The 19,409-nt window shown below is 63.9% G+C and carries 16 protein-coding genes; 4 read left to right on the plus strand and 12 right to left on the minus strand.

Going from position 1 to position 19,409, the window contains the following annotated elements:
* Positions 1-46: 46 nt before the first annotated feature.
* Together gluQRS and dksA are read right to left on the minus strand one after the other, a co-directional pair.
* Entirely contained in the window at positions 47-952 is a 906-nt protein-coding gene (gene gluQRS / locus P5704_018575; GenBank protein ID WOF78019.1) for a tRNA glutamyl-Q(34) synthetase GluQRS, read from the minus strand.
* A gap of 90 nt (positions 953-1,042) precedes the next feature.
* Positions 1,043-1,489, minus strand: a complete 447-nt coding sequence (gene dksA, locus P5704_018580) for an RNA polymerase-binding protein DksA (GenBank protein ID WOF78020.1) — start codon at positions 1,487-1,489, stop codon at positions 1,043-1,045.
* Between the two features lie 191 nt (positions 1,490-1,680).
* Between dksA and P5704_018585 the strand changes: the two genes are divergently transcribed.
* From P5704_018585 to P5704_018600, 4 genes are all read left to right on the plus strand, one after another.
* A complete protein-coding gene (locus P5704_018585) occupies positions 1,681-2,856 on the plus strand; it encodes a pyridoxal phosphate-dependent aminotransferase (GenBank protein WOF78021.1) in 1,176 nt (391 codons plus the stop codon).
* Positions 2,856-3,563, plus strand: coding sequence for a DNA/RNA nuclease SfsA (gene sfsA, locus P5704_018590; GenBank protein ID WOF78022.1), 708 nt, complete (start codon positions 2,856-2,858; stop codon positions 3,561-3,563). Before P5704_018585 ends, sfsA begins: the two co-directional genes overlap by 1 nt.
* Positions 3,564-3,835: 272 nt before the next feature.
* Positions 3,836-4,756 (plus strand): dTDP-4-dehydrorhamnose reductase, encoded by a 921-nt coding sequence (gene rfbD, locus P5704_018595; GenBank protein ID WOF78023.1) that lies wholly within the window; start codon positions 3,836-3,838, stop codon positions 4,754-4,756.
* A gap of 119 nt (positions 4,757-4,875) precedes the next feature.
* Positions 4,876-5,775, plus strand: coding sequence for an AEC family transporter (locus P5704_018600; GenBank protein ID WOF78024.1), 900 nt, complete (start codon positions 4,876-4,878; stop codon positions 5,773-5,775).
* A gap of 250 nt (positions 5,776-6,025) precedes the next feature.
* Here the strand turns inward: P5704_018600 and P5704_018605 are convergent, their stop codons facing one another.
* The 10 genes from P5704_018605 to accC form a co-directional block, all read right to left on the minus strand.
* Positions 6,026-6,757, minus strand: coding sequence for a VC0807 family protein (locus P5704_018605; GenBank protein ID WOF78025.1), 732 nt, complete (start codon positions 6,755-6,757; stop codon positions 6,026-6,028).
* A 100-nt stretch (positions 6,758-6,857) separates the two neighbouring features.
* Positions 6,858-7,805 (minus strand): YbhN family protein, encoded by a 948-nt coding sequence (locus tag P5704_018610; GenBank protein ID WOF78026.1) that lies wholly within the window; start codon positions 7,803-7,805, stop codon positions 6,858-6,860.
* Positions 7,806-8,129: 324 nt separating this feature from the next.
* The gene (locus P5704_018615; protein WOF78027.1) at positions 8,130-10,937 is read right to left on the minus strand and encodes a response regulator; all 2,808 of its coding nucleotides are present in this window, start codon (positions 10,935-10,937) and stop codon (positions 8,130-8,132) included.
* Positions 10,938-11,053: 116 nt separating this feature from the next.
* Positions 11,054-12,346: a phosphoribosylamine--glycine ligase gene (gene purD, locus P5704_018620; protein WOF78028.1), complete on the minus strand. Its 1,293-nt coding sequence runs from the start codon at positions 12,344-12,346 to the stop codon at positions 11,054-11,056.
* 110 nt (positions 12,347-12,456) lie between these two features.
* The gene (purH, locus tag P5704_018625) at positions 12,457-14,061 is read right to left on the minus strand and encodes a bifunctional phosphoribosylaminoimidazolecarboxamide formyltransferase/IMP cyclohydrolase (GenBank protein WOF78029.1); all 1,605 of its coding nucleotides are present in this window, start codon (positions 14,059-14,061) and stop codon (positions 12,457-12,459) included.
* A gap of 93 nt (positions 14,062-14,154) precedes the next feature.
* On the minus strand, positions 14,155-14,475 hold the full coding sequence (fis, locus tag P5704_018630) for a DNA-binding transcriptional regulator Fis (protein ID WOF78030.1): 321 nt from the start codon (positions 14,473-14,475) through the stop codon (positions 14,155-14,157).
* Positions 14,472-15,485, minus strand: a complete 1,014-nt coding sequence (gene dusB, locus P5704_018635) for a tRNA dihydrouridine synthase DusB (protein WOF78031.1) — start codon at positions 15,483-15,485, stop codon at positions 14,472-14,474. The genes fis and dusB overlap by 4 nt, the downstream gene beginning before the upstream one ends.
* A 195-nt stretch (positions 15,486-15,680) precedes the next feature.
* A complete protein-coding gene (locus P5704_018640; protein WOF78032.1) occupies positions 15,681-16,925 on the minus strand; it encodes a DUF3426 domain-containing protein in 1,245 nt (414 codons plus the stop codon).
* Between the two features lie 109 nt (positions 16,926-17,034).
* Positions 17,035-17,916: a 50S ribosomal protein L11 methyltransferase gene (gene prmA / locus P5704_018645; protein ID WOF78033.1), complete on the minus strand. Its 882-nt coding sequence runs from the start codon at positions 17,914-17,916 to the stop codon at positions 17,035-17,037.
* 128 nt (positions 17,917-18,044) lie between these two features.
* Positions 18,045-19,394, minus strand: a complete 1,350-nt coding sequence (accC, locus tag P5704_018650; GenBank protein ID WOF78034.1) for an acetyl-CoA carboxylase biotin carboxylase subunit — start codon at positions 19,392-19,394, stop codon at positions 18,045-18,047.
* Between the last annotated feature and the right edge of the window lie 15 nt (positions 19,395-19,409).

The raw sequence follows: 19,409 nt of genomic DNA on the forward strand, positions 1-19,409 counted from the left end.
AGCCACCGGCGGCAGGCAAAAGCCGGTACGGCGTTGCGATCCGCGCTTAGCGCAGCTGTGATTCGGCCAGCGTTCGCGCGCGAGGGATGCGTCGAGCGTCCCAGTGCGTCACCGCCCAGGCGAAGATGTCGGCTGGCAATGCGTCGTTCAATTCGTCGGGCGGTTGCTGGCCCAGCGCGCGCAACGCGCGCAGCAGCAGCGGACTGGCTTCGTGAGGCTGCAAGGGTGGCGAGCGGTAACTCTTGCCGAGCTTGTGCCCATCCGGCTGGATGATCAGCGGCAGATGCAGATAGCGCGGCTGGGGCAGGCCGAGCACTTCCTGCAGGTAGAGCTGGCGCGGCGTGGAATCGAGCAGATCGGCACCGCGTACGACGTCGGTTACCCCCTGCCAGGCGTCATCCAGCACCACCGCCAGCTGATAGGCGATCAAACCGTCGCGACGGCGGATGACGAAGTCGCCGACCTCGCGGCCCAGGTGCTGGCGGAATTCGCCCTGCACGCGGTCGGTGAAGCCGTACTCGCGATCAGGCACGCGCAGGCGGATGGCGGCGTCGTCGAGACCGTGGCCGGCGTCGCGGCAGAAACCGGGGTAGGGGACCGGATAGCCTTCGAGCTGCTTGCGCGAGCAGGTGCAGGCATACGCCAGGCCATCATCGAGCAGGCGTTCGATGACGGCGGCGTAGGCGGCCTGACGCTCGCTCTGGCGTAACATTTCGCCGTCCCATTCGAAGCCGTAGCTCGACAGCGTCTCGACGATGGCGCGCTGGGCGCCGGGCATCTCCCGTGGCGGGTCGATGTCTTCCATGCGCAGCAGCCAGCGACCGCCGACCGCACGGGCATCGAGGTAGGAAGCGAGGGCGGCGACCAGTGAGCCGAAATGCAGATAACCGCTCGGTGTCGGAGCAAACCGGCCGACGTAACGATGGGCTTGAGGCGGGACGGGAGAGGGCATGTTGGGGCCGGCGCTATCAGGGATGGCGGGGCGGATGAAACGCTGCAGAGCCTGGAAATGAAGCGGGGCGCCGAAGCGCCCCGTTCGGGATCAGGAACCGATCTGCTTTTCCTTGATCTCCGCCAGCGTCTTGCAGTCGATGCACAGCGTAGCGGTGGGGCGGGCTTCCAGACGGCGGATGCCGATCTCGACACCGCAGGAATCGCACCAGCCGTATTCGTTGTCTTCGATCAGCTGCAGCGTCTCGTCGATCTTCTTGATCAGCTTGCGCTCGCGGTCACGGGCGCGCAGTTCCAGGCTGAACTCTTCTTCCTGGCTGGCACGGTCGGCCGGATCCGGGAAGTTGGCCGCCTCGTCCTGCATGTGGTGTACGGTGCGATCGACCTCTTCCATCAGCTCCTGCTTCCACTTGTTCAGGATGCCGGTGAAGTGGGCGCGCATCTTGTCGCTCATGTATTCCTCGCCCTTGCTTTCCTTATAGGGCTCGAAGGCGCGAATCAGTTGCTTGCTCGACGGTGTTTCTTTGGTAATGGGCATGGATGAACGCCTCTCGCTATGTCCATTGCGCAGGATGATTTGTCCCTTGCCGACCCGTGCCGGCCCTGCGGCTGCAAGCGGGCGAACTTACCAGATCGGATCGGGGCGCGCTACTCCCGAATCCAACAGTAACTGTAGCGGTATCGGGACCTTGGGTAGAATTCACGTTTCGTTCTCAACAGGAAGGTCAGATGACCTCGTCATACAGTGCGCGCAGTCGCGCAATCGAACCTTTCCACGTCATGGCGCTTTTGGAGCGGGCCAACCAACTGCAAGTTCAAGGCCACGACGTCATTCATCTGGAAATCGGCGAGCCGGACTTCACCACCGCAGCGCCCATCGTCGCCGCCGGGCAGGCCGCGCTGGCCGCCGGGCACACGCGCTACACCCCGGCGCGCGGCTTGCCGCAGCTGCGTGAAGCGATCGCCGGCTTCTATTATGCCCAGCGCTACGGATTATCCATTGATCCCGAACGCATTCTGATCACGCCCGGTGGCTCCGGCGCGTTGCTGCTGGCCGCCAGCCTGCTGGTGGATCCCGGCAAGCACTGGCTGCTCGCCGATCCGGGCTACCCCTGCAATCGGCATTTCTTGCGGCTGGTGGAAGGCGCCGCGCAACTTGTGCCGGTCGGCCCCGAGGTGCGTTACCAGCTGACTCCCGAACTGGTCGAGCGCTACTGGGATCGTGACAGCGTCGGTGCGTTGCTGGCATCGCCGGCCAATCCCACCGGGACGTTGCTGGATCGCGGGGAGCTGGCCGGGCTGTCGGCAGCGTTGAAAGCGCGTGGCGGCCACTTGGTGGTCGATGAGATCTACCACGGGCTGACCTACGGCGTGAACGCGGCCAGCGTGCTGGAAGTCGACGATGACGCCTTCGTGCTCAACAGCTTCTCCAAGTATTTCGGCATGACCGGCTGGCGCCTGGGTTGGCTGGTAGCGCCGCCGGCAGCGATTGCGGAGCTGGAGAAGCTCGCACAGAACCTCTACATCAGTGCCCCGAGCATGGCTCAGCACGCGGCGCTGGCGTGTTTCGAGCCGGCGACGCTGGAGATTCTCGAAGCACGCCGCGGCGAATTCGCCCGCCGCCGTGATTTCCTCTTGCCAGCCTTGCGGGAGCTCGGCTTCGGTATCGCGGTCGAGCCGCAGGGCGCGTTCTACCTGTACGCCGACATCAGCGCCTTTGGCGGCGATGCCTATGCGTTCTGCCAGCACATGCTGGAAACCGAGTTCGTCGCGATCACTCCAGGGTTGGACTTCGGTCGTTTCCAGGCCGGACACCATGTGCGTTTCGCCTATACCCAGGACCTGCCGCGCCTGAAGCAGGCCGTCGAGCGCATCGCCCGCGGCCTGCGGAGCTGGCAACCCTGATGCGCTTCGCCGAACCGCTGGAGCGGGGGCGTCTGGTACGCCGCTACAAGCGTTTTCTCGCCGATATCGTCACCGATGACGGTGAGGCGCTGTGCATCCACTGCCCCAATACCGGCTCGATGCTCAACTGCATGGGCGAGGGCGCACGGGTCTGGTTCCAGCGCAGCCGCGATCCCCGGCGCAAATTGCCGGGCACCTGGGAGCTGGTGGAGACGCCGCAGGGACGGCTGGCCTGCGTGAATACCGCACGGGCCAACGCGCTGGTGGAGGAGGCGCTGCTGAACGGGACGATAATCGAACTGGCCGGTTTCACCGCGCTCAAGCGCGAGGTGGCTTATGGCGTGGAGAACAGTCGGGTGGATTTTCGTCTTGACTACGCCGGGTCTGCCGCCTTCGTCGAGGTCAAGAGCGTCACCCTCGGCTTCGCCGAAACGCCTGTGGCGGCCTTTCCCGATGCGGTGACGACGCGCGGCGCCAGGCACCTGCGTGAGCTTGCAGCGCTGGCCCGTGCCGGTGTGCGTGCGGTGCAGCTGTACTGCGTCAACCTGAGCGGCATCGAAGCGGTGCGGCCGGCCGAGGAAATCGATCCGGCTTATGCCGCTGCGCTGCGTGAAGCACAGGCGGCAGGTGTGGAAGTGCTGGCTTACGGCGTCGATCTTTCCGTCGAGGAACTGCGCATTGCTGGCCGATTGCCGGTGCTGCTCTGATGGGCGGTCGGCCGTGGCGGTGAGAAATTTTTCTGCCCGGCTCGGGAACAAAGTGCCTTTCGTCTGGCCTCAACGAGGCTGGAAACCACATCCATCAAATACGGGAAGGCTCTGCTCCGCCGTTTGTTGCGGCGTCACGACGCGATCCAACCCGTTTTCGATGGCTCCTGCGGCGGCCGCGCGGCATCGCTGATACGCGCCCGGCGTCGTGGATGGAAACTAATTTCGGACGTTCGCGCCTGGCGCGGGCGTCGTCGATGAGGCTACACAGAATGCGAATCCTCGTTTGCGGTGCCGGCGGCCAGGTGGGTCGAGAACTGGTGGAGCGGGCAGCAAGTTTCGGGCTGGAGGTGCTGGCGCCTGCGCGGGCCCAGCTGGACATCGCGCAACCCGAGCAGGTCGCGGCAGCAATGCGTCAACGTCCCGGGCTGATCATCAATGCGGCCGCCTATACCCATGTGGACAATGCCGAATCCCATCGTGAGCAGGCCTATGCGGTCAACCGCGACGGCGCGCGCCACCTTGCCGAGGCGGCTGAGCACGCTGGCGTGCCGTTGTTCCACATATCCACGGACTACGTATTCTCCGGCGAGGCTACCCGCCCCTATACCGAGAGCGACGAGACCGGTCCGACTGGCGTCTACGGCGCGAGCAAGCTGGCGGGCGAGGAAGCGATTCGCGAGCGCCTGCAATCGCATCTGATCCTGCGGACCAGCTGGGTGTACGGCGTACACGGGCACAACTTCGTCAAGACCATGCTGCGGCTCGCTCGGCAGCGCGATGCGCTTGGCGTGGTGAGTGATCAGATCGGCTGCCCGACCCAGGCCGGCAGCATCGCTTCGGTGCTGCTGGAACTGGCACGGCGTCACGCCGCCGGTGAGGACCTCGCCTGGGGCGTTTACCACTACAGCGGCGCGCCGGCTTGTTCCTGGTACGACTTCGCCGTGGAAATCTTCCGCCAGGGTGAAGACGCCGGGCTGATCTCGCGGCAACCGACGGTGTCGCCGATTGCCACGGCGCAGTATCCGACACCCGCCCGGCGACCAGTCTGGTCGGTGCTCGACTGCGGTCGCTTCGAGTCGACCTTTGGCCTCGCGCCCCGTCTCTGGCAGGAAGACCTGGCCGATGTGCTGGCGCTCCTGCGCCAGCAGGAGCGCCCGGTGATCTGCCGCGAGCGGTCCTCCCGCGCCTGAGGGGAAGTGCGGCGCACGGCGGTTACCCGAGCGCCGTGCGATTTTCCTGCTCACCGGTGTATTCTTGCGCCCCCCGCGCCGAGGCGTGGCCTGACGTTCGGCTCTAGAAGAGGCGCAGCATGGTAGTGGTATTGGCAATCCTGCCGATCTTCGGTCTGATCACGCTCGGCTATTTGTTTGGCTGGCGGCAGTGGCTTAGCAACGAGGGGACGGCCGGACTGGCCAGTGTCACCTTCAAGCTGTTCATGCCGGCAGTGCTGTTTACCGGGATCGCCCGCGTCGAGTTGAGCGACGGCATGTCGCCAATGCTGCTGCTGGCCTACTTCGTGCCGGTGCTGCTGGTGTTCCTGCTGGTCAATCTGGTCGCTCACCGCCGTGCCGGGCGAGCCACTCCGCTGGGCCTTACGGCCGCCTACTCGAACAACGTGCTGGTCGGTATTCCGCTGGTGACCACGCTGCTTGGCGCCGAAAGCCTGGTCTACGTGTTCGCCATCCTGGTGTTTCACAGTCTCGTCTTGTTCTCGCTGCAGAGCTTCTACGCGGCGTTGGGTGATGGCGACAAGGTCAGCGCGCCGGCGCTGCTGAAGAACCTGGCGAATCCGCTGATCGTCGGTCTGGTGCTTGGTGCCCTGTTGAATCTGTCCGGACTCGAATTGCCCGAGCCGCTCTGGCGCGTCGCCGGATGGTTGGCACAGGCCGCACTGCCCTGTGCGCTGATGGTGCTGGGCATCAGCCTGTCGCGCTATCGCCTGCGGCCGAACGGCTCGGTGCTGCTGCTGACGCTGGTCAAGCTGGCGGCGTTTCCGGCGCTGGTCTGGTGGCTGAGCGGGTTGCTGCCAGGGCTGAATCAGGATGCACGCAACGTGTTGGTGCTGCTTGCGGCCTGCCCGAGCGGCGTTAACGTGCTGGCGTTCGTCAAGCATTCCGAGGACACACGAGCGGTCAGCTCGACCGTGTTTCTCTCGACGGTGACTGCGGTCATCAGCCTGCCGCTATGGATGCTGCTGGCGGCTGGCTAGTCGAATGGTCAGCGGTCAGCGACGAGGGCTCCGCTGCGGTTTTAACGAACGGCTCCGGCCCGGGACTGTCACAAAAATCACAGACCTGAAAAAACCGGAGAGAATGGCATGTTGAAATTCATCGGCGGGACTGCAGGGATCATCTTCATCATCGGCCTGATCGTGGTGATCGGGATATTCAAGCTGCTGTTCTGACGAGCAGGGGCGACAGGCCGGCCGGCGCAAGCCCGCCGGCCTTTTTCATGCGCGGCTATTTGCTGTTGCGCGGTTCCTGTGCCGAGGCAGCCATGATGTCTTCGAGTCGCAGGCCGGTCAGTCCGTGGATGGTGCGCCAGAGATAGAAGAAGATGGCCATCATCATCAACATGCTGGGAATCGCGATCATCGGGTAACTGAGCAGGGTCATGCGGCCCAGTTCGGCGTTGAAGGCTTCGCTGCCGGCGGGGCTGTTGACGATCCACTTGGCCAGCACGTAGTTCATGAACGACGAGAAGAAGAAGGTGCCGCTGAGCAGATAGGTCGCCCGCAGCAGCCGCGTTTCGAAGTGATCGACCTGGCCGTTCTGCTCAAGCTGTTCGTGGATCTTGTCCACGTTGAGTACTTTCGGGTTGTACAGCAGGGTTCGAATCAGCGGGTAGCGGGTGCGCGTCGAGGCCAGTACGGCGATGCCGATGATGCCGGGAACCGCCGCTTCCTTGATGGCGAGCCATTGGGTATCCAGCTGCAGCAGCCCGATGCCACCGGTCAGCAGCACGCTGATCAGGCCGAGCAGGGCTATCCAGTTGAACTTGCGGTACTTGGCCAGCTCCCACAGTCCCCAGCCCAGCGGAAAGGCCAGGGCAAGCAGCAGGGCACCATCGGCGCCAAGGCGGTCTTCACCACTGAGCTTCATCAGGATCAGCGAAGGAATCAGGATGCTGACGGCCAGGTCGATAAGCGGGCGTGGTTTGTGTTCGGCGTGAGTATGGTCGGTATCGGTCATGACATCGGGTTGGTCTGGAGAGGGCTGCATGATCGCCTGTGTCGCGGTCGTTCGCCATACCATCTTCGTCGGTATGGCGATTGGTATCCTTTCCACATCTTCAATGTTCCGGCGTTGGGCTGCGTTTCCCGCGCCATTGGCCGTACTCGAATACCAGTACGACGATCATGGCCAGAGCGAAGGGCAGTAGCAGATAGAAGCCGCGAAATACGATGAGTGCTGCCAGCACGTCCACCGTGGGGATTTCCGGAAGGGCGGCGACGAAGGTCAGCTCCAGCACGCCGAGGCCGCCGGGCGCGTGGGACAGCAATGCCAGGGTGAAGGAGGCGAGAAACACACCGAGGACGGTCAGATAGCCGGGGTTGTGCTCCGGCGGTAGCGCGAAGTAAATGATCGCCGCGGCGCAGAGCAGCTCAAGCGGGCCCGCCAGCAGCTGACGGCCGACGATCGGCAGTCGCGGGTACTCGATGTGCCATTTGCCCAGGCCCCAGGGTGGCAACTGACGCCACGCGCCAAATGCATAGAGTGCGACCAGCATGAGCAGGGTCGCACCGACGGCGACAGATACCCAGCTGTCACTATCGACAGCTCGATGAAGCAGCTGCGGCTTGAGAATCAGCACGGCACCCCCGGCAAGCAGAGTGCCCAGCGCGAAGGTCAGCGAGCAGAAGACGATCAGGATGCCGATTTCCTGGGGCGTCAGACCCCGGCTGCGGTAGGCGCGATAACGCACCAGGGCGCCGGAAAACACGGATGCGCCGATATTGTGCGCCAGCGCATAGGTGGTGAAGGAACAGAGTGCGATGAACCACCAGGACATCTTCTTGCCCAGATGTGCCATCGCGATACGGTCGTACCAGGCCAGCGCGACATAGGCGCCCAGCGTCGACAGCGCGGCCAGCAGCCAGCGCCGCGCGCCGATCGCCTGCAGGCTGTCGGCAAGCTCGCTGAGCGAGATGTTGCGCACTTCGTGGTACAGCAGGTAGCCGGACAGCAGCACGGCCAAGACTCCGATGAGGGTCCAGGCGACATCGCTCCGCTTCATCATCACGTGGCTCCTTGAGGGAAGAGAGTTGGCCACGCCTTGCGCTGAAGCACACTCATCCCTGATCGACCGCCATGCCAAACCTCCACCTGTTCTCGAATCGTCAAACAATCGGCAGCTGGCGACCGGTTTTGTTCAGTTTTTCACCCGAGTGGTCATCTTGCGCGGACCGGCAGCGGTCGTCCGCTCGGACTGGAAGCCCGACGGTCGGTGCCGATATTCGGGGCGGGGCGTGGGTAATGCTGTGCGTGTGGAGGGGCCCGCGCAGGTGGTGCCAATTCGGCGTGTGCCTGGCGAGTGAAACGTCGGTTGCCGCGCGCGGCGCGGTCAGTCGACGCTCTCGGCCTGCTTGACGCGAACCCAGTGCTCCACCAGCTCGCGCAGGTGCGAGAGTTCCACCGGCTTGGCCATATGACCGTCCATGCCGGCTTCTCTTGCGCGGTCGCGGTGCTCGCTGAGGATATGCGCAGTCAGGGCGACGACTGGGGTGCGGCGCCGGGCATTCCTGGCTTCCCATTCACGCAGCTGATGGGTGGCCTGAAAGCCGTCGAGCACGGGCATCTCGCAATCCATCAGGACCAGGTCATACGGCTGCGCCTTGATCGCTGCCAGGGCCTCTTCGCCGTTGCAGGCGGTGTCCGGTTGCAGGTTGAGCTTGTTCAGCATGCCGCGGATGACCTTGGTGGAGATGCTGTTGTCCTCGGCGACCAGGATGCGGAAGTCACTCGGGACTTCGAGCACGGGCAGGTTCTGCTGCACCGCTGCCGGGCGTTGCTGAGTGCCCGGCTGGCGCTGCGCGAGCTCGTCGGCCAGGGTGGTCTTCAGCGTATAACCGGCGACCGGCTTGGCGAGGATTCGCTTGATGCCTGCATTGCGCGCAATGATCTTGCTCGGTGCGCTGCTCATGCCGGTGAGCATGATCAGCAGGACATCATGGTTGAGGCTGTAATCTTCCTTGATCTTGCTCGCCAGCTGCATGCCGGTCATGCCGGGCATGTCCTGATCGAGCAGGACCACATCGAAGTATTCCTTGAGGTGCGCCTTGGTCCGCAGCAGGGCTAAGGCCTCCTTGCCCGATGCGACCGCGCTGACCTCCAGGCCCCAGCCGCTGCACTGCTGGACCAGTACTTTGCGGCAGGTGTCGTTGTCATCGACGATCAGCAGACGAGTGCCTTGCAGCGGCCCGTCCAGGTCGGCATTGCTCTGCACCAGACCTTCACTGGCCAGCGGCAGGCTGATCCACAGCGTGTTGCCTTGGCTGGTGCCGGTCTGGATACCGAAATCACCGTCCATCAGTTGCACCAGCTGGCGCGCGATGATGAGCCCCAGGCGCCCGCCATGGCGTGTCGCTGCAAGAAAGTCATGACTGTCGACCGCAGCATTGAGCAGCGCATCGCGCTCATACGCTTCGAGCGGACGCCCGCTGTCCTGCACGGTAATGCGCAGGCGCGGGCTCTCGGGCGGTCCGTCGACCGCGGCGATCAGCAGCACCTCACCCTCGTCGGTCTGCTTGAAGGCATTCTCCAGCAGGTTGAGCAGGGTCTGGCGCAGGCGAGTCGGATCTCCGGTCACGACCTGCGGCAGTTGCGGCTGGATAAAGCTGATCAGCTCGACCTTCTGCTGTTCGGCCTTGGCGCGGAAAATGCTCAGACAGTCTTCGATCAATGCGTTGAAATCGAATTGGACGTCATCCAGCTCAATCTGGCCGGATTCCAGCTTGGAAATGTCGAGAATCTCGTTGATCAGATTGAGCAGCTCGTTGCCGGAACTATGGATCGTCTGGACGTAGTCGCGCTGCTTGGCCGACAGCGATGTGCCCAGCAGCAATTCGCTCATGCCCAGCACGCCGTTCATTGGCGTTCTCAGTTCATGGCTGATCTTGGACAGGAAATCGGCCTTGGTCTTGAGTTCCGCGCTGCTCACCGCCGCAGCGGTGTATTGGGTGCGGCTGTCGGTCTGGCGCTGCCGTTGACGTTCGAGCAGGGCGAAGCTGAGCAGCAGCCCTGCCAGGGTCGCGAGGCTGAACAGGCCGCCAGTCAGCCAGCCGGGGTCGAGCTGATCGAAGCCCAGCAACATGGGCATGAAGAAAATCATGCCGACGTTGAACAGGGTCGTTCCGGCCACCACCAGGCGCGCCGGCTGATAGCCCTGACGCCAGTGATAGATCGCGACGAACAGGGCGCTGCACGACGCCGTCAGCACCAGCGAATAGATCAGCCAGCTGTACCACGGCCACTGACCGAGCAGGATGCTGGCTGCCAGCGCCAGTACCAGGTTGAGTTCGATACCCAGCAGCCAGGTGATCCAGGTTCGCCCGCGGTGATGGAAGAAACCCAATGTGTAGCCGAGCAGCGCTGCACTGGCGGCCATCGCCGACAGGTCGGCGATCAGCGGCTGACTGTAGGTCAGCCAGGGCAGCCACGCCGCCATGACCCCAAGATTGGCCATGGCGCAGGCCAGCAGGGCGCCATGCAGCAGACTCAGCCAGATATGCGTGTAGCTGAGCGTGTAGGCAAAGCGCAGCAGGTTGTAGATCATCAACAACGCCAGTGCACCGAACAGCGCACCGAACAGATAAGCCGGCTTGCTTAGGCTGACCAGACCGGCTTCATCGATGGTCTGGAACCAGGTCATCACCGGATGGCTGGACTGCAGGCGGATATAGGCCTCGCGCGGCTGCCCGTCATTGGGAAGGCTGAACAGGTATGCCCGGTTGGGCAATGGCCGGGCGCTGAAGGGGCGCAATTCCCCGGTCGCCGTATGCTGCTCGAGCTGGCCGTCACGCAGCAGGTAGAAATCCAGGTACTGCACGCGCGGTGCAAACAGCCACAGCCACTTCGGGCGTGTCAGTGACGGCAGGCTGACCTGCAACCAGACTGCGCGGTCGCTGGCCGGAGCGCTGTAGGAGAGTTTCTCCAGACGCTGGAACAGCGCGCGCTGGGAAACCACCTCGTCGAGCGTAAGCCCTCCGGACTGGTCGATCAGCATGCGCCAGTTCTGCGGTACGGAATTGGGTGGAGCGGACAGTGCGGGGGAGGGTGGCGACTGGGTAATGGACGCCAGGGCCGGAAGCGGGATCAGGTTGATCAGCAGCAGGCCGAAGAAAACAGCGATGGCAATCCGGAGCCGACCCACTTGAGAAGTCCGTTCATGTGTGTGACGGCCGATTATAGCCATGCCTTCGTCGGCCTGTAATGCGTGCGGCAGCGATAAAACTTGGCGCCGCACGCATTCCTGGCGCCTGGCTACGCTCAGCTGTCGCCCAGCTCCCGGGAGATGGCGCGATAGCCAATATCGTTGCGATAGAAACAGCCATTCCAGCGGATTTTTTCCGCCAGACGGTAGGCCTGCTGCTGCGCCTCCGAGACGGTGCGGCCGATGGCCGTTGCGCAAAGCACGCGGCCGCCAGCAGTGACGACCTGGCCCTGGTCGTTCAGCGCGGTACCGGCATGAAACACCTTGCCATCCAGCGCAGCGGCATCGTCCAGCCCTTCGATCAGATCGCCCTTGGCGTAATCGCCCGGGTAGCCGCCAGCGGCCAGTACCACGCCGACGGTCGGGCGCGGATCCCAGGTCGCCTCGACCTTGTCCAGCGCCCTGGCCAGCGCGGCCTCGACCAGCAGCACCAGCGAGGATTCCAGGCGCACCATGATCGGCTGGGTTTCCGGGTCGCCGAAGCGGCAGTTGAACTCGATGACCTTGGGCTGGCCGGCCTTGTCGATCATCAGGCCAGCGTAGAGGAAGCCGGTGTAGACATTGCCTTCGGCCGCCATGCCGCGCACGGTCGGGTAGATCACCTCGTCCATCACGCGCTTGTGCACTTCGGCGGTGACCACCGGCGCGGGGGAATAAGCACCCATGCCGCCGGTGTTCGGACCGCTGTCGCCGTCGCCGACGCGCTTGTGGTCCTGGCTGGTCGCCATCGGCAGGACGTTCTCGCCATCGACCATGACGATAAAACTGGCTTCCTCACCGTCGAGAAACTCCTCGATCACCACGCGCGCGCCGGCGTCGCCAAAGGCATTTCCGGAGAGCATGTCGCGTACGGCGTCCTCGGCTTCTTCCAGGCTCATCGCCACGATCACGCCTTTGCCGGCGGCCAGGCCGTCGGCCTTGATGACGATCGGCGCACCCTTCTCGCGCAGGTAAGCCAGCGCCGGCTCGACCTCGGTGAAGTTCTGGTAGTCGGCAGTAGGAATCGCATGACGAGCCAGGAAGTCCTTGGTGAACGCCTTGGAACCTTCCAGCTGCGCGGCGGCGGCGGTCGGGCCGAAGATGTCCAGGCCGCGCGAGCGGAACAGGTCGACCACGCCTTTGACCAGCGGCGCCTCGGGACCAACTATGGTCAGTTGTACGTTGGCGGCGGCGAAATCCGCCAGTTGCTCGATGGCCAGTACGTCGATGGCGACGTTCTCGCACTTGGCTTCAGTGGCGGTGCCGGCGTTGCCTGGGGCGACGAATACCTTGGCGACGCGCGGGTCCTGCGCGACCTTCCAGGCCAGGGCGTGCTCGCGGCCGCCGCTGCCGATGATCAGTACGTTCATGAATCTCTCCTGCGGAGAGAGCGGCAAGCTACAAGCTACAAGCTACAAGTAAGAGCGGGCACGATCCTGCTTCTTCTTGCGGCTTGCGGCTTGCGGCTTGCAGCTCGCTGTTAATGGCGGAAATGGCGCATGCCGGTGAATACCATGGCAATGCCGGCTTCGTCGGCCGCGGCGATCACTTCGCTGTCGCGCATCGAGCCGCCTGGCTGGATCACCGCGGTGATGCCGGCCTTGGCCGCGTTGTCGATGCCGTCGCGGAACGGGAAGAAGGCGTCCGAGGCCATCACCGCGCCGGGAACCGGCAGGCCGGCGTGCTCGGCCTTGATCGCGGCGATGCGCGCGGAGTTGACGCGGCTCATCTGGCCGGCACCAACGCCGACTGTCTGGCGGTTCTTGGCGTAGACGATGGCGTTGGATTTGACGAACTTGGCCACTTTCCAGGCGAAGATCAGGTCATGGATCTCCTGCTCGGTCGGCGCACGCTGGGTGACGATCTTCAGGTCCGCTTCGCTGATCATGCCGATATCGCGGCTCTGGATCAGCAGGCCGCCGTTGACGCGCTTGTAGTCCCAGCCCGGGCTGCGCTCGGCCGGCCATTCGCCGCATTCGAGCAGGCGCACGTTGGCCTTGCTGGCCACTACCTCACGCGCGGCTTGAGAGACCTTCGGCGCGATGATCACCTCGACGAACTGGCGCTCGACGATGGCCTGGGCGGTGTCGCCGTCCAGCTCGCGGTTGAAGGCGATGATGCCGCCAAAGGCCGACTCGCTGTCGGTGGCGTAGGCCAGGTCGTAGGCCTTGCGGATGCCGCCTTCATCTTCCGGTACGACCGCCACGCCGCATGGATTGGCATGCTTGACGATCACGCAGGCCGGCTTGGTAAAGCTCTTCACGCACTCCAGCGCGGCGTCGGTGTCGGCCACGTTGTTGAACGACAGCTCCTTGCCCTGCAGTTGCGTGGCGGTAGCGACACAAGCCTCGTCCGGCTTCTCGACGTAGAAGGCGGCCTGTTGGTGCGGGTTCTCGCCGTAGCGCATGTCCTGCGCCTTGATGAACTGCATGTTGTAGGTGCGCGGGAACAGGCTGCGATTTTCGGTGCTGAGCTGCTCGGTGCTCTGGTCGATGCCGCCCAGGTAGTTGGCGATCATGCCGTCATAGCCGGCGGTATGTTCGAACGCCTTGAGCGCCAGGTCGAAGCGCTGGGCGTAGGTCAGTCCGCCGTTCTTCAGGTTGTCGACCACAGCCGCGTAGTCCTCGGCGTTGACCACGATGGCGACGTCCTTGTGGTTCTTCGCCGCGCTGCGGACCATGGTCGGACCGCCGATGTCGATGTTCTCGATGGCGTCCGGCAGGGTACAGCCAGGCTTGGCCACGGTGGCGGCGAACGGATAGAGGTTGACCGCCACCAGATCGATCGGCGCAATGCCATGCTCGGCCATCACTGCGCCGTCCAGGTCGCGACGACCAAGAATGCCACCGTGGATCTTCGGGTGCAGAGTCTTCACCCGGCCGTCCATCATCTCCGGGAAGCCGGTGTAGTCGGCGACTTCGACGGCCGCGATGCCGTTGTCACGCAGCAGCTTGAAGGTGCCGCCGGTGGAGAGGATCTCGACGCCGAGGGTTTCGAGGGCGCGGACGAAGTCGACGACGCCGGTCTTGTCGGACACGCTGATCAGCGCGCGGCGCACGGGAAGGCGGGTGGTTTGGTCGGTCATAGCGGTTCCATCAGAGGTGGGCCGCAAGCTGCAAGCTGCAAGCCACAAGAGAAGAGCGCTTCTGCTTGCGGCTTGCAGCTTGCGGCTCGTGGCTTAGAGAAGGTCGTACTGTTTGAGTTTCTTGCGCAGAGTGCCGCGGTTCAGGCCCAGCAGCTCGGAAGCCTTGGTCTGGTTACCCTTGACGTAATGCATCACGGTTTCCAGTAGCGGTGCTTCCACTTCGGAGAGTACGAGGTTGTAAACGTCCGTGACGTCTGCGCCTTCGAGGCGGGCGAAATAGTTGTGCAGCGCCTTCTCGACGCTGCCTCGCAGTGTCTGCCCCGCTTCGCTCGGCGTGTTCAGGTGCTGCTTGAGATTCAGGTTGTCACTCACGGATGTTGTTCCACTTACCAATGTTTCATTCAACAGCGTCATGCGGCCACCTCTGTTCCATTCACCGAGCCAGGCCCTGAGCGTTGTTCGGCAAAGAACTGCCGAATGCTGAAGCCCTGTGCATCCCTGTCTTCCAGATGATTGAAACGGGCGCGGAAGTCCCGCGCGCCCGGCAGTGTTGCGAGATACCAGCCCACGTGTTTGCGGGCGATACGGACTCCCATCACCTCGCCATAGAATTCATGCAGCGCCTGCACATGCTCTAGCAGGGTGCCTTCGACCTCTTCCAGCGTCGGCGCCGTCAGCAGTTCGCCGGTGCGCAGATAATGCTCCACTTCGCGAAAGATCCACGGGCGACCCTGTGCCGCACGTCCGATCAGCAGGCCGTCCGCGCCGGTCGCCCGCAGCACCTGGGTGGCCTTGTGCGGCGAATCGATATCGCCATTGGCGAATACCGGAATCGACACCGTCTGCTTGATGGCGGCGATGGTGTCGTACTCGGCTTCACCGGTGTACAGGTCGGCGCGGGTGCGGCCGTGAACGGCAAGCGCGGCGATACCCGATTGCTCGGCGATACGCGCGACGGTCAGGCCATTCTTGTTCTGCCGGTCCCAGCCGGTGCGTATCTTCAGCGTCACCGGAACGTTCACGGCACCGACCACGGCTTCGAGAATCTCCGCGACCAACCGCTCGTCACGCATCAGCGCCGAGCCGGCGGCCTTGTTGCAGACCTTTTTTGCCGGGCAACCCATATTGATGTCGATGATCTGCGCCCCCAGCTCCACGTTGCGCTGCGCCGCTTCGGCGAGCATCTGCGGATCGCCCCCGGCGATCTGCACCGAGCGTGGTTCGGGCTCGTCCGCATGGGGCATGCGCAGGCGCGACTTGCGGCTGTTCCACAGCCGTACATCGCTGGTGAGCATTTCCGAGACCACCAGGGCCGCGCCGAAGCGGCGGCACAACTGGCGGAACGGCTGATCGGTCACGCCGGCCATGGGCGCGAGGATCAATCGATTGGTCAAGGTGTAGGGGCCGATGCGTACCGCTGACATGAAGATTCCCTGCTTGGGGCCTGCTTGTTAGGTAGATCGGGACTGCAAAAAAGGGTGGGCATAATACCCGCTACGCATGACGGGTTAAAGGCTGTTTTGAACAAATTCTGAACAGTGGTCGCCTTATCGCTGCGAGTTTGGACGCGCTCGACATCAGCGTCAGGAGCGCCGGCGGCAGCCAGCACTGCAAGACCGTCACTGTTCGGGGGAGTGGAAACTCAGGCTGTAGTTGACCGCCTTGGCGCCCGGGTCGAGGATGTCCAGAGCGATATGGATAGGGACCTGAGGCGGCATTTGCGCCTGTCCGGCCAGTTCACCGGAAAGATATTCGCTGGGCTTGAAACTACGGCTGGCGATCAGCTTGCCGTTGAGGTCGGCAAAGCGGATTTCCAGCAGCGGAAACGGCTGCGCGAAGGCCGCACGGTTGTAGAGGATCGCGTCCACGACCAGCGCGCCGGTGAACTCGGGATGGCTGCGCACGACCAGATTGCTGCTTTTGATCTGGTCGATGTCGACCAGTGCTGGCAGTTCGCAGCCAAGGGTCGGGCAGATACGCTCGAACCAGCTGCGATACTGATGCTGCCGCGAGAGCTCGTCGTAGTTGTAGGCGACGTACTGGGCGCCCAGCGCAAGCAGTGCCAACAGGTTCAGTACGCCCCAGCCGAGCCAGCGTCCCCAGGGCTTCTTCGGTTGCTGCCAATCCAGTTGCAATGGCTCATCATCGAGCTCGAACAGCGGCTCGCCGCGCAGGTCGGGCTCGCGGCGTGGCGCGACGGGACCGACGGCAGGATCGAGCGGTTCGGTGGGCGATGGTGCTGTCACCTCGGGTTCGACCCGTTCGTCGTGCGCCTGCTGGGCCTTGGCGTTCGCGAGTGGCGTGGGACTGGCCGCCAACGGGCTCAGCGGTTGCGGAGACTCCGCGGTGACCGGGATGAAGCTGACCGCCTCATCGCTCGGGCTCGTTGTCGGCTGCGTGGCACCTTGTTCGGCGCTCAGCAGAATCTCGGCCCAGCTTTCGTCCTGCGTCGAGGTGATCTCCGCTAACGGATCGCGAGGTCTGGTTGCCGCGTCGCCGCTGGCTTCGAGGTTGAGTAGGTCGCGAGACAATTCGCGCTCCTGCTGCTCAAGCTTGGCCAGCTCTTCGTCCAGGTCGAGGCTGTCGAGGTCCAGATCATCGTGAATCCACAGCGTTTCGTCGGCCTTGCTGGCCGGCGCGGGCGAGGTTGCCTTGGGAGGCTCGGTCTGCGTCTGAATCGGCTTGTCGACGGGCGTTGTCAGTGGTTGCGTCGGGTCCAGCTCATCGCGCAGCAGATGATGGGCGGCGTTGAAGACTTCCAGGCAAGCGCCGCAACGCACGGCGCCGCGGGCCACGCGCAATTGGCTGCGGGCGATGCGAAAGCGGGTGCTGCAGTTGGGACACTGGGTGATGAAGCTGGTCATGCGTGTTTCCGCGCGAATGTGCCGGCTAGTCTAGCGTATGCCAGCCGCGCAGCGGCAGGGGCTGCGGCGGCTGTTGTGCAAGTGTGCGGGCGAGGTCGCAAGGCGTTGCTCAGGCACGTCGGGCGCCGCTGATGCGGACCCAGCCATCTTTGTCGGCGGTTGGGTCGAGCTCGAATGCGTCGCTATAGGCGGCGCGGACCTCTGCGGCCTGTTCGGCGAGGATGCCGGACAGCGCCAGGCGGCCGCCGGGCTTGACCAGTGCGGTAATACGCGGCGCCAGCGAAACCAGCGGGCCGGCAAGGATGTTGGCGACTACCACGTCGGCAGCCTTTTCCGGCAGTTGCTCAGGCAGATAGAGGGCGAAACGCTCTGCGGCGATGCCGTTGCGCTCGGCGTTGTCGCGTGAAGCGTCCAGCGCCTGGGTATCGATGTCGGTGCCGACGGCATGCTCGGCGCCCAGCAGCAGGCCGGCGATCGCCAGGATGCCCGAACCGCAGCCGAAATCCAGCAGGGACTGGCCCTGCAGGGGTTGAGCATCCAGCCACTCGAGGCAGAGTGCAGTAGTGGGATGGGTGCCAGTACCGAAAGCCAGGCCAGGATCCAGCAGCAGGTTGACTGCGTCGGGCTCCGGCGCTGCGTGCCAGCTGGGGACGATCCACAGGCGCCGGCCGAAGCGCATCGGCTGGAAGTTATCCATCCAGCTGCGCTCCCAGTCCTGGTCTTCGATGACCTCGACCTGGTGCTCGGGCAGCTCGCCGCCGCGTAGCAGCTGCAGGTGGGCCAGCAGGGAGTCCGGGTCGGTGTCGGCTTCGAACAATGCCAGTAGATGCGTGTGCGACCACAGCGGAGTGGTGTTGAGGTCCGGCTCGAAAATCGGCTGGTCTTCGGCGTCCATGAAGGTCACGGAAACTGCGCCCAGATCCAGCAGCTGGTCTTCCAGCGCTTCGGCCTGATCGGGGGTGATGGCGAGTCTGATCTGCAGCCAGGACATGGGAGGCTCCCTTTGGGAGCAGCTTCAAGCGTCAAGCTTCAAGCCGCAAGAAAAAGAAAGGAGCGGCCGGGGCCGCTCCAAAGAGATGCATCATACTCGCTTGCAGCTTGCAGCTTGCAGCTTGCAGCTTAGTGCTTATCCATACCCAGCTTTTTCTCCAGGTAATGGATGTTCACGCCGCCCTTGCAGAAGCCAGGGTCGCGCACCAGGTCGCGGTGCAGCGGGGCGTTGGTCTTGATGCCGTCGACGATCAGCTCGTCCAGTGCGTTGCGCATGCGGCCCATGGCCTCGTCGCGGTCCGCGCCGAAGGTGATCAGTTTGCCGATCAGCGAATCGTAGTGCGGCGGAACCGAGTAGCCGTCGTACAGATGGGAGTCGACGCGCACGCCGTTGCCGCCCGGTGCATGGAAATGCTTGACCTTGCCTGGGCTCGGCATGAAGTTGCGCGGGTCTTCGGCGTTGATGCGGCATTCGACGGCGTGGCCGCGGATGACGACATCCTCCTGCTTGATCGACAGCTTCTGGCCGCCACCGATCAGCAGCATTTCCTTGACGATGTCGACGCCGGTGACCATTTCGGTAACCGGGTGCTCGACCTGTACGCGGGTGTTCATCTCGATGAAGTAGAAGTTACCGTCTTCGTAGAGGAACTCGAAGGTGCCGGCGCCGCGGTAGCCGATGTCGATGCACGCCTGGACGCAGCGAGCCTGCACCTTGCGGCGGGCTTCTTCGTCGATCAGCGGGGCAGGGGCCTCCTCGATTACCTTCTGGTGACGGCGCTGCAGCGAGCAGTCGCGATCACCCAGATGGATCGCATTGCCCTGACCGTCGGCCAGTACCTGGATTTCCACGTGGCGCGGGTTGGTCAGGAACTTCTCGAGGTAGACCATCGGGTTGCCGAACGCCGCGCCTGCTTCGTTGCGGGTCAGCTTGGCCGAGGCGATCAGGTCCTCTTCCTTGTGCACCACGCGCATGCCGCGACCACCACCGCCGCCGGCGGCCTTGATGATCACCGGATAGCCCACTTCGCGAGCGATCCGCAGCGCTTCCTTCTCGTCTTCCGGCAATGGGCCGTCGGAGCCTGGAACGGTCGGTACACCGGCCTGCTTCATCGCGTCCTTGGCGGAAACCTTGTCACCCATCAGGCGAATGACGTCGGCGGTCGGGCCGATGAAAGTGAAGCCGGATTTTTCCACCTGCTCGGCGAAATCGGCATTCTCGGCGAGGAAGCCGTAGCCGGGGTGAATGCCATCGGCGCCGGTTACCTCGGCGGCGGCGATGATCGCCGGAATGCTCAGGTAGGACTGGGCGGAGGAGGCCGGGCCAATACACACGGACTCGTCGGCCAGCGACACGTGCATCAGGTCACGGTCGGCAGTGGAGTGCACAGCCACGGTCTTGATGCCCAGTTCCTTGCAGGCGCGCAGAACTCGAAGGGCGATCTCGCCGCGGTTGGCGATCAGTACTTTTTCCAACATCGCTGGCTCTCCGCG

Origin of the sequence: Pseudomonas sp. FeN3W, from assembly GCA_030263805.2 — a bacterium.
GTDB classification, from domain to species: Bacteria; Pseudomonadota; Gammaproteobacteria; order Pseudomonadales; family Pseudomonadaceae; genus Stutzerimonas; species Stutzerimonas stutzeri_G.

Coding starts and splice junctions, on each gene's coding strand:
- fis (WOF78030.1), bottom strand. CDS start 14,475: ATGACGCTGTTGAATGAAACATTGGTAAGTGGAACAACATCCGTGAGT.
- P5704_018585 (WOF78021.1), top strand. CDS start 1,681: ATGACCTCGTCATACAGTGCGCGCAGTCGCGCAATCGAACCTTTCCAC.
- P5704_018600 (WOF78024.1), top strand. CDS start 4,876: ATGGTAGTGGTATTGGCAATCCTGCCGATCTTCGGTCTGATCACGCTC.
- prmA (WOF78033.1), bottom strand. CDS start 17,916: ATGTCCTGGCTGCAGATCAGACTCGCCATCACCCCCGATCAGGCCGAA.
- dksA (WOF78020.1), bottom strand. CDS start 1,489: ATGCCCATTACCAAAGAAACACCGTCGAGCAAGCAACTGATTCGCGCC.
- dusB (WOF78031.1), bottom strand. CDS start 15,485: ATGTCAGCGGTACGCATCGGCCCCTACACCTTGACCAATCGATTGATC.
- gluQRS (WOF78019.1), bottom strand. CDS start 952: ATGCCCTCTCCCGTCCCGCCTCAAGCCCATCGTTACGTCGGCCGGTTT.
- accC (WOF78034.1), bottom strand. CDS start 19,394: ATGTTGGAAAAAGTACTGATCGCCAACCGCGGCGAGATCGCCCTTCGA.
- purH (WOF78029.1), bottom strand. CDS start 14,061: ATGACCGACCAAACCACCCGCCTTCCCGTGCGCCGCGCGCTGATCAGC.
- rfbD (WOF78023.1), top strand. CDS start 3,836: ATGCGAATCCTCGTTTGCGGTGCCGGCGGCCAGGTGGGTCGAGAACTG.
- purD (WOF78028.1), bottom strand. CDS start 12,346: ATGAACGTACTGATCATCGGCAGCGGCGGCCGCGAGCACGCCCTGGCC.
- P5704_018610 (WOF78026.1), bottom strand. CDS start 7,805: ATGATGAAGCGGAGCGATGTCGCCTGGACCCTCATCGGAGTCTTGGCC.
- P5704_018605 (WOF78025.1), bottom strand. CDS start 6,757: ATGACCGATACCGACCATACTCACGCCGAACACAAACCACGCCCGCTT.
- P5704_018640 (WOF78032.1), bottom strand. CDS start 16,925: ATGACCAGCTTCATCACCCAGTGTCCCAACTGCAGCACCCGCTTTCGC.
- sfsA (WOF78022.1), top strand. CDS start 2,856: ATGCGCTTCGCCGAACCGCTGGAGCGGGGGCGTCTGGTACGCCGCTAC.